The 7488-nt window shown below is 69.3% G+C and carries 9 protein-coding genes and 1 pseudogene; 5 read left to right on the forward strand and 5 right to left on the reverse strand.

Annotation, left to right across the window (positions count from 1 at the left end; translation table 11 throughout):
• The first annotated feature begins 206 nt into the window (after positions 1 to 206).
• Positions 207 to 1562: a sodium-dependent transporter gene (locus Q0116_RS05715; RefSeq protein ID WP_297886362.1), complete on the forward strand. Its 1356-nt coding sequence runs from the start codon at positions 207 to 209 to the stop codon at positions 1560 to 1562.
• A 34-nt stretch (positions 1563 to 1596) separates the two neighbouring features.
• Here Q0116_RS05715 and Q0116_RS05720 read toward each other — a convergent pair whose 3' ends face one another.
• The 4 genes from Q0116_RS05720 to Q0116_RS05735 all read right to left on the reverse strand — a co-directional run bounded on the left by Q0116_RS05720 (position 1597) and on the right by Q0116_RS05735 (position 4363).
• The gene (locus tag Q0116_RS05720) at positions 1597 to 2250 is read right to left on the reverse strand and encodes an AIM24 family protein (RefSeq protein WP_297886364.1); all 654 of its coding nucleotides are present in this window, start codon (positions 2248 to 2250) and stop codon (positions 1597 to 1599) included.
• A gap of 148 nt (positions 2251 to 2398) precedes the next feature.
• The gene (locus tag Q0116_RS05725; protein WP_297886366.1) at positions 2399 to 3064 is read right to left on the reverse strand and encodes a cytochrome c biogenesis protein CcdA; all 666 of its coding nucleotides are present in this window, start codon (positions 3062 to 3064) and stop codon (positions 2399 to 2401) included.
• Positions 3065 to 3080: 16 nt separating this feature from the next.
• Positions 3081 to 3659 (reverse strand): TlpA disulfide reductase family protein, encoded by a 579-nt coding sequence (locus Q0116_RS05730; protein WP_297886367.1) that lies wholly within the window; start codon positions 3657 to 3659, stop codon positions 3081 to 3083.
• The gene (locus Q0116_RS05735) at positions 3656 to 4363 is read right to left on the reverse strand and encodes an SCO family protein (protein ID WP_297886369.1); all 708 of its coding nucleotides are present in this window, start codon (positions 4361 to 4363) and stop codon (positions 3656 to 3658) included. Before Q0116_RS05735 ends, Q0116_RS05730 begins: the two co-directional genes overlap by 4 nt.
• 204 nt (positions 4364 to 4567) lie before the next feature.
• Here Q0116_RS05735 and Q0116_RS05740 point away from each other — a divergent pair, with 204 nt between their 5' ends.
• Entirely contained in the window at positions 4568 to 4774 is a 207-nt protein-coding gene (locus tag Q0116_RS05740) for a cold-shock protein (protein ID WP_004595330.1), read from the forward strand.
• 208 nt (positions 4775 to 4982) lie between these two features.
• Positions 4983 to 5690 (forward strand): DNA repair and recombination protein RadB, encoded by a 708-nt coding sequence (radB, locus tag Q0116_RS05745; protein ID WP_297886381.1) that lies wholly within the window; start codon positions 4983 to 4985, stop codon positions 5688 to 5690.
• Positions 5691 to 5875: 185 nt separating this feature from the next.
• Here the strand turns inward: radB and Q0116_RS05750 are convergent, their stop codons facing one another.
• Positions 5876 to 7015 (reverse strand): CBS domain-containing protein, encoded by a 1140-nt coding sequence (locus tag Q0116_RS05750; RefSeq protein ID WP_297886383.1) that lies wholly within the window; start codon positions 7013 to 7015, stop codon positions 5876 to 5878.
• 126 nt (positions 7016 to 7141) lie between these two features.
• On the opposite strand from Q0116_RS05750, the gene Q0116_RS05755 reads away from it, so the two are divergent.
• On the forward strand, positions 7142 to 7282 hold the full coding sequence (locus Q0116_RS05755) for a hypothetical protein (RefSeq protein ID WP_297886385.1): 141 nt from the start codon (positions 7142 to 7144) through the stop codon (positions 7280 to 7282).
• A 34-nt stretch (positions 7283 to 7316) separates the two neighbouring features.
• Positions 7317 to 7488, forward strand: a pseudogene (locus Q0116_RS05760) (HAD family hydrolase); the annotation flags it as partial.

A 7488-nucleotide genomic window follows, 5' to 3' on the forward strand; every position in this document is an offset into this window, starting at 1 on the left:
GTTCCATACCTCGTGAGGTCCCTGTCCGGCTATTAAATTCACGGTCCCCGACGCGAGCCACGCGGCCGGCGTCTCGGCGCGGACGCGCGGCGACGGACCCCCTCGGTCGCCGCGCCGGTGACCGATCGATCATGTTCGATGATCAGCAGTAACAGCGCCGGAGAGACACGTTTTTACGGGGGAGATGGGATTCCTCCGGCACACAGATGGCACGCGAGACATGGGCGACGCGGGCGGGGTTCATCCTCGCCGCGGTCGGGAGCGCGGTCGGGCTGGGTAACATCTGGCGGTTCCCGTTCATCACCGGTCAGTACGGGGGCTCGTCGTTTCTGATCACGTATCTCGCGTTCGTCGCGCTGATCGGCTTCCCGGCGATCCTCGTGGAGTTCGTCATCGGGCGCCGCACCGACCGGAACCCAGTCGGGGCGCTTCGGGAACTGGGCAGCGGCGTCTGGTCGTCCGCCGGCTGGCTGTTCGTCGTCACCGGCTTCATCATCCTCTCGTACTACAGCGTCGTCGCGGGATGGTTCCTGCGCTACACGCTCATCGGGATCACAGAGGGGTTCACTGTCGCCGACCCGGCGGCCGCGGACGCGCTGTACGAGTCGGTCTCGACCGGGCTCGACACCCTCCTCTTCCACGCCATGTTCATGCTGCTCGTCGTCGGGATCATCGCCGCCGGCGTCAGGCGGGGGATCGAACTGAGCGTGAAGGTGATGGTGCCGGCCATACTCGTCCTGCTCGTCGGACTGGCCGCGTACGGGTTCACCCTCGACGGCGCGAGCGCGGCGTACGGCTACTACCTCTCGCCGGACTTCGGGACGATCGCGGCGAACTGGACGGAGATCCTCCCCGCCGCGGCCGGGCAGGCGTTCTTCACGCTGTCGCTCGGGATGGGCGTGATGATCACGTACGCCTCCTACCTCGGCGAGGACCGGAACCTCGCGGCCGACGCCGGGATCATTGCGGCGCTAGACACGCTCGTCGCCGTCCTCGTCGGCTTCGTCGTCTTCCCCGTCCTCTTTTCGATCGGGATCGAACCGGGCGCCGGCGGCCCGCGGACGATCTTCGTGAGCCTCACCGCCGCGTTCGCGGGCATTCCCGGCGGCCGAATCCTCGGCGTCGTCTTCTTCGGCATGGTCGGGATCGCCGCGCTCTCCTCCGCGATCAGTATCCTCGAGGTGCTCGTCTCCTACCTCATCGACGAGGTCGGCGTCGCTCGGGTGCCCGCGTCGGCCGCGCTCGGAGCCGCCGTCTTCCTGCTCGGCGTCCCGGTCACGATCGACTCGATCTTCCTCGGCCTGTACGACGGGCTCGCGGACGGGATCCTGCTCGTCCTCGGCTCGCTGCTGCTCGCGCTGTTCGTCGGCTGGGTGATCCCGGACGTCGGCCGCGAGGAGCTCAGAAAGGGGATCGCTGACGGCGCCGGCCTCGACGCAGTCTGGATCTGGGCGGTCCGGGTCCCGATCCTGATCGTCGTGGTCGTCGTGCTGTACCTCGGCGTCGTCGACTACGTCGGCTTCCTCACCGGCGACTTCGCCGGCTGGCTGGCGGCGCGATAGCCCCGGGCTACCGGGCTGACTTCCCGTCGCCGCCTCAGACGTGTTCCTCGCGCGGCTGGACCACGACGAACCCCTCGCCGCCGAAGCGCATCTGATAGCGCTCGCCGGACTCCTGGCCGATCATGTCCGAGAGGCTGCGGTTGACCTCCACGTCCGGCGACGTGCCGCTCCACGCGACGGTCGCGCTCGGGTCGGTCGACACCGGCGGTTCGAGGACGATCGGGTCGCCGTGGGTGGTGATCGCGACGTACCCCGGCCCCTCGAGGTAGACGTTGCTGAAGCCGCCGGCGAGCGCGCCGGCGAGGCTGTCGATCGTGTTGATCTCGTAGGAGAGCGACTCCTCGAAGGCGAGCACGTCCTCGCCGTTGACCGTGATCGACTCGCCGGCGTCGAGCTCGACGACTTGGACCTTCTTGCCGTCGTCGGCGAAGTAGACGTGGCCCTGCCCCTCGACGGCCATGATCGGCGTTCCTTCGCTCGTGGCGGCCTCCTTGAGGAACCCGGTGATACCGCCCTCCGCGGAGGCCTTCCCGGTGAAGGACACGTCGCCCGTGAACGCCACCATCGAGCCGGCCTTCGCCATGACGGTGCCGTCGACGTCGACGTCTAGGGTGTAGCTGTTCTCGCGCTGGAACGGTTCCGCGCTGTCGGTCGGTGCGTTCGCGGCGGTGAACTGATCGAGATCCATGGTGCGGGGACCGAACCGTCTCGGTTCGGCTGTCCGAAAGTTCCGCGCAATCGCTTAAGAATCTACGGGAGACGTGGGACGGAACCGCACGACTCGGCGGATCTCATGCGGTTCCGACCCTCTGCGGTCCAGGTGCCCGACCCGGCCGTCAGTACACGACAAGCGCGAGGTACAGCTGGCCGATCCCCGCGACGACCATCACGCCGCCGGCGATCCGCTTCAACAGCCCGGCGTGGGCCATCACCCGGTTGGCGTTGCTGAGGAGGCCGACGCCCGTCGCGACGGTGGTCGCGGCCATCAGGACGGCGACGGTTCCGGCGTAGACGGCGAGGAGGAGTATCGCCGTCTCGGACGGCAGCGCGATCGCCCGGGCGACGACGCCGAGGAACACCGGCGCGACGCAGCCCGCGCCGGCCAGCGCGTACCCCGCGCCGAAGAGGCCGAACCCGAACACGCTCGCTCGCCGCTCGGGCAGCGGCACGGAGATCGACGGCGCGCGCCCGGCGACGACGAGGAGTCCGAAGACGATCAGCAGCCCGCCGACGAGCGTCTCGAAGACGGTGATGTTCGACAGCGTCGAGTAGCCGACCCGGACGGTGGCCCCGGCGAGCAGCGCGAACGTCGCTAACACGCCGACCGCGGCCGCGATCCCTCGAGCCCCCGCCCCGACGACGGACGCGGAGTCGGCGTCGACGGAGTTCACGTAGAAGCCGACGTATCCGGGCAAGAGCGGGTAGGCGCACGGCGAGAAGAACGTCGCCACGCCTGCGGTCACGGCGAACGGGACGTTCGTCGCGAGCGAGACGTCGGTCATCGGTCGCCCCGTCGGGTCATCGGTCGAGCGCGCGCTCGATGCCCGCGACGAACTCCTCGGTGGTGTGCGTCCCGGAGGTGGCCCACCGGACGCGCCCGGAGGCGTCCATGGCGCGGGCGCTGGGGTAGCTCCCGACGTCGAGCCGCGCCGCCAGTTCGGCCGAGACGTCGGCGGCGACGAGCCAGTCCCCCCCGTTCTCGCGCCACCAGTCGGCCACCGTCTCCTCGCTGACCGCCTCGCCGACGGGCTCCGTCGTCACGGAGACGAACAGCGCCTCGTCACCGATCCGGTCGTGGGCCGCCGCGAGGGCCGGCATCTGCTCGGCGCAGGGCGGACACCACGTCCCGAAGAAGTCGACGAACGTCGGTCGGTCCGGGGCGGGCAGCGTCACCTCGCCGTCGCGGCTCCCGGGCGCCTCGACGGTGTCGAGCGTCACCGGATCGACCGGTTCCGGCCCGTCGCTGCCGGTCGAGCCATCGCCGTCGCCCGAATCACCGCCGCCGAGCGAGCCCGGGACCCCGCCGGTCGCGACCGCGCCCGCTCCGCCGAGCACCGCGACGCTCGCGACCCCGGCGACGAGGTCCCGCCGCCTCACGCCGTGACCACCCGCCGGAAGTCGTCGACGATCCGTTCGACGTCGGTGGCCGGCCCGCGCGGGTACGACCGCTCGACGATCCCGCGCTCGTTCACGAGCAGGATGAGGCCGTAGTGCGGGAACGCGTACTCGAGGTTCTCGTACCCCTCGGCGTCGGTCTTCTCGATCTTGAGTCCGAAGTGCTCGTCCATCAGCTCTACGCCCGCCTCGTAGGACTCGGGCCGGAGGAAGTGCCAGTTGCCGGCGTCGAGGTCGACCCCGCGCTGGGCGGCGTACTCGCGGAGCGCGTCCGCCGTGTCGCGCTCGGGGTCGAACGTCAGCGGGAGGAAGGCGGCCTCGTCGCCGAACCCTTCCTCGGCCGCGACCTCCTGAACGCGGCGCAGTCGGAGGATGAGGGCGGGACAGACGCCGTCGGGGCAGTTGGTGTAGAAGGACGTCCACAGGAACGCGCGCTCGCCCTCGAACTGCGTCGTCGATATCTCCTCGCCCGCGATCGGGTCGGGAACGGTGAAATCGGGCATCTCGTCGCCGTGGATCGGGTGGACCGGCTCCCCGCGGGTCTGTTCCGGCGGGCCGAGGACCGTCCCGTCGTCGTCACCGAGCGACCCCGAATCGCCGAGGACGCCGGCGCAGCCGGCCGTGGCGGTCGCGCCGGCGGCGGTCCCGGTGGCGGCGAGCGAGCGGAGGAAGTGGCGGCGGTCCATGTCGTTGCTCGACCTACGTGGTCGCTCGTAAATGAACCCCGCGGCTGCTGGCACTCGCTGAACACGACCGCGCCCCCGAACGGCGGCGATGCGGCCGAGAGGCGGACGTCTCTGGCGAGTTCGCGGTTGACGAACGTCCGGAACCTCCGTGGTAACGCGGCCCTCGCAAGGGTTATCCCCTAACCGGCTGTACGTTTATTCGCAATGGCAAACGGTAAGGTTGATTTCTTCAACGACACTGGCGGCTACGGTTTCATCTCGACTGACGACGGCGACCTCGACGACGACGAAGACGTGTTCTTCCACATGGAAGACGTCGGCGGCCCGGACCTCGAGGAGGGTCAGGAAGTGGAGTTCGACATCGAGTCGTCCCCCAAGGGACCGCGCGCGACGAACCTCGTCCGCAACTAACCCCCCACACCGCGGACGGCGCGTCCGCACGCACTACCGGATTTCGGCGGTCGCTCGACGTGATCGACGCCATCTCCGTTTCTCTCACACTTATGACACCCCGACGAGCGACGGCCGCGCGTCGCGAGCGACGCACGACGACGCGTTCGTCGACTCGTCCCCGCGGCGATCGACCGTTTAAATACGAGTGCGGGCGAATTCCCCTCCAGTGAGCGATCCGATCCCGACCGGCTGTCGGCCGGTCGACGAGCTGTTGGGCGGCGGCTTCGAGCGCGGCGTCGTCACCCAAGTGTACGGGCCGCCGGCCGCCGGGAAGACGAACCTCGCGCTCGCGGCCGCGGTGGAGGTCGCGGCCGGCGGCGACCGCGCCCTCTACATCGACACCGAGGGGCTCTCCATCGACCGCTTCGAGCAGTTGGCCGCGGGGCGCGCCGACGACCCGGACACCGACGAGACGGTCGATTCGATCGCCTCTCGGCTGGTGATCTCGGAGGCGTACGACTTCGACGACCAGCGCGAGGCCGTCCGCGACGCCGAGGAGCTCGCCGAGGAGGTCGAGCTGATCGTGTTGGACTCCGCGACGGGCTTCTACCGGCTGGAGCGCGCCGGTGACACCGAGGGCGGCGAGTCGCTCCGGAAGGTCGCCAAGCAGGTGACCCACCTCCTCTCTCTGGCCCGCCGGCACGACGTCGCCGTCGTCATCACGAACCAGGTGTTCACCGATCCGGACGGCGACCGCGACCGCGCGCTCGGCGGCAACACTCTCAACCACTGGACCGGCGCCATCGTCCGCGTCGACCGGTTCCGCGGCGGGAACCGTCGCGTGACGCTCGAGAAGCACCGCTCGAAGGCCGCCGGCGACACCGCGACCTTCCGGATCGTCGGCGACGGGCTCGCCGAGGGGACCGACGCCTGAGCGTCGCGGGCGGCGAATCGAAGCGGACGGCGAGAAGGCTAGGGTAGGGGACCGAAATTCTCGCGCCGGACGACAGAGGTCCGTTAACAGCGTCGAGGTCCGTTAACAGCGTCAAAATCCGTGGATACCGTCGAGGTTCGCCGACGGCGTGACGACCGCGCCCGCCGGTCGGGCGCGCTACCGGCTCACAGGTCGCCCAGCTTCCGGAGGAGCTGGCCGCGGTACTCCTCGTCGGCGTTGACGCCTTTGATCTCCAGGACGTTCCGCTCGAGCTTGTCGAGCGCGACGTGGAAGGCGTGTTCGGCGCCGTACCCCTCGCCGGAGCCGCCGACCTGTCCCTCGTTGGTGCGGAGGCGGATCTGACACTGGATCAGGGGCGTGCCGCGGAGCTTCTCCTTGTGGGCGTGGAGCCGGACGTGCGCGTGGATGACGTGCATGTCCGCGTACTTGTCCGCGACCTGCTCGATGGACTCGACGATGTGTTCGCGGGAGGTCCCCTCCAACAGGTCGACGTTGGTGATCTGGACGTCCATCGAGTCCTGCTCGGTGAACGTGAGCGCGCGCAGCACGTCGGTCTTCGTCACCATCCCGGCGACGGTGTCCGCGCCCTCGGGCGTGACGACCAGCCCGGAGACGTCGTTGTCGAACATGCGCTGGACGACCGCCTGGGCCGTCTCGTCGTGCGCCGCCGTGACGACCGGGCTCGACATGATGTCGTAGACGGGGATGTCGAGCATGCGGTCGATGTCGCCGGCGCGGTCGCCGCTGCCCTGACGCTCCTGGTCGCGGACGACGAACTCCACGATGTCGTTCGTGGTGACGACGCCGACGAGGCCGCCCTCGTCGTCCAAGACCGGGAGCCGGGAGACGCCGTTCTCGCGGAGGCGATTGATCGCGCGGCCGACGCTCTCGGTCTCGCCGATGCCGATCACGTCCTCGGTGGCGATCTGGCCGACGGTGATCGCGTCGAGGCTGTCGAGGACGGCCTCGAGGATCTGGTCGACCGTGATGATGCCGAAGAGCTTCTCGCCCTCGTAGACGGGGGCGATCTTCACGTCGCCCTCGACCAGGAGCCGAGCGGTCTCGCGGACGTCCTCGTGGCGGTCGACCGAGGGCGCCGGCTTCATCACCGCCGACACCTTCGTGTCGTCCTCCATGCGCGAGCGCATGAGCTGCTTCTCGCCGACGACGCCGGCGTAGTCGCCGTCCTCGACGACGATAATTCCCTTCGGGTTCTCTCGCTCGAAGATAGAACGGACCTTGGCGAGTCGCTCGTCGATGTCGACCTCGACGTATTCCGGCACTGCGATATCAGAGATGTTCATGGTCCAGTCTGACCGTTCGACGGGCCGGGTATTGAAAGTGCGGGAGTCGTCGCGCGAGCCGGGTGCCGTCGTCGACCGGTCGCAATCCGCCTGAAGGTATTTGAGCGGCGGCGGCGAAGCGATCCCGTGACGCTCTCGACCGCGCTGATCGCGCTCGGCGTCGCGCTGATCGCGGTCCCGCTCCCGGTTCCGATCCCCTTCGTCGGGGCGATCGCCGGCGCGCTCGCGCTGCTCGCCGGGCTCTTCCTCCGGCTCTTCGGCGTGTGAAACCTTTTTGCCCGTTACCGACCCACAGGGAGGCGTGTACGACGCCATCGTCCTCGACAACGACGGAGTGCTGGTCGGACGGACCCCGTTCGACACGCTCCGCGAGGCCGCCTGGGACGCGTTCGTGAGCCTCGGCGTCGAGGACCCGGACCTCGCCCACGTCGACGACGTCGCCGTCGGCGTCGACCCCGCGACGCTGACGGACA

Source organism: uncultured Halorubrum sp., assembly GCF_937146585.1.
In the GTDB taxonomy this organism is placed as follows: Archaea; Halobacteriota; Halobacteria; order Halobacteriales; family Haloferacaceae; genus Halorubrum; species Halorubrum miltondacostae.

What these genes read in the sequence shown, in the direction of transcription:
- Q0116_RS05750 (WP_297886383.1), bottom strand. Translation starts at nt 7,015, where the DNA reads ATGAACATCTCTGATATCGCAGTGCCGGAATACGTCGAGGTCGACATC.
- Q0116_RS05725 (WP_297886366.1), bottom strand. Translation starts at nt 3,064, where the DNA reads ATGACCGACGTCTCGCTCGCGACGAACGTCCCGTTCGCCGTGACCGCA.
- Q0116_RS05715 (WP_297886362.1), top strand. Translation starts at nt 207, where the DNA reads ATGGCACGCGAGACATGGGCGACGCGGGCGGGGTTCATCCTCGCCGCG.
- Q0116_RS05720 (WP_297886364.1), bottom strand. Translation starts at nt 2,250, where the DNA reads ATGGATCTCGATCAGTTCACCGCCGCGAACGCACCGACCGACAGCGCG.
- Q0116_RS05740 (WP_004595330.1), top strand. Translation starts at nt 4,568, where the DNA reads ATGGCAAACGGTAAGGTTGATTTCTTCAACGACACTGGCGGCTACGGT.
- Q0116_RS05735 (WP_297886369.1), bottom strand. Translation starts at nt 4,363, where the DNA reads ATGGACCGCCGCCACTTCCTCCGCTCGCTCGCCGCCACCGGGACCGCC.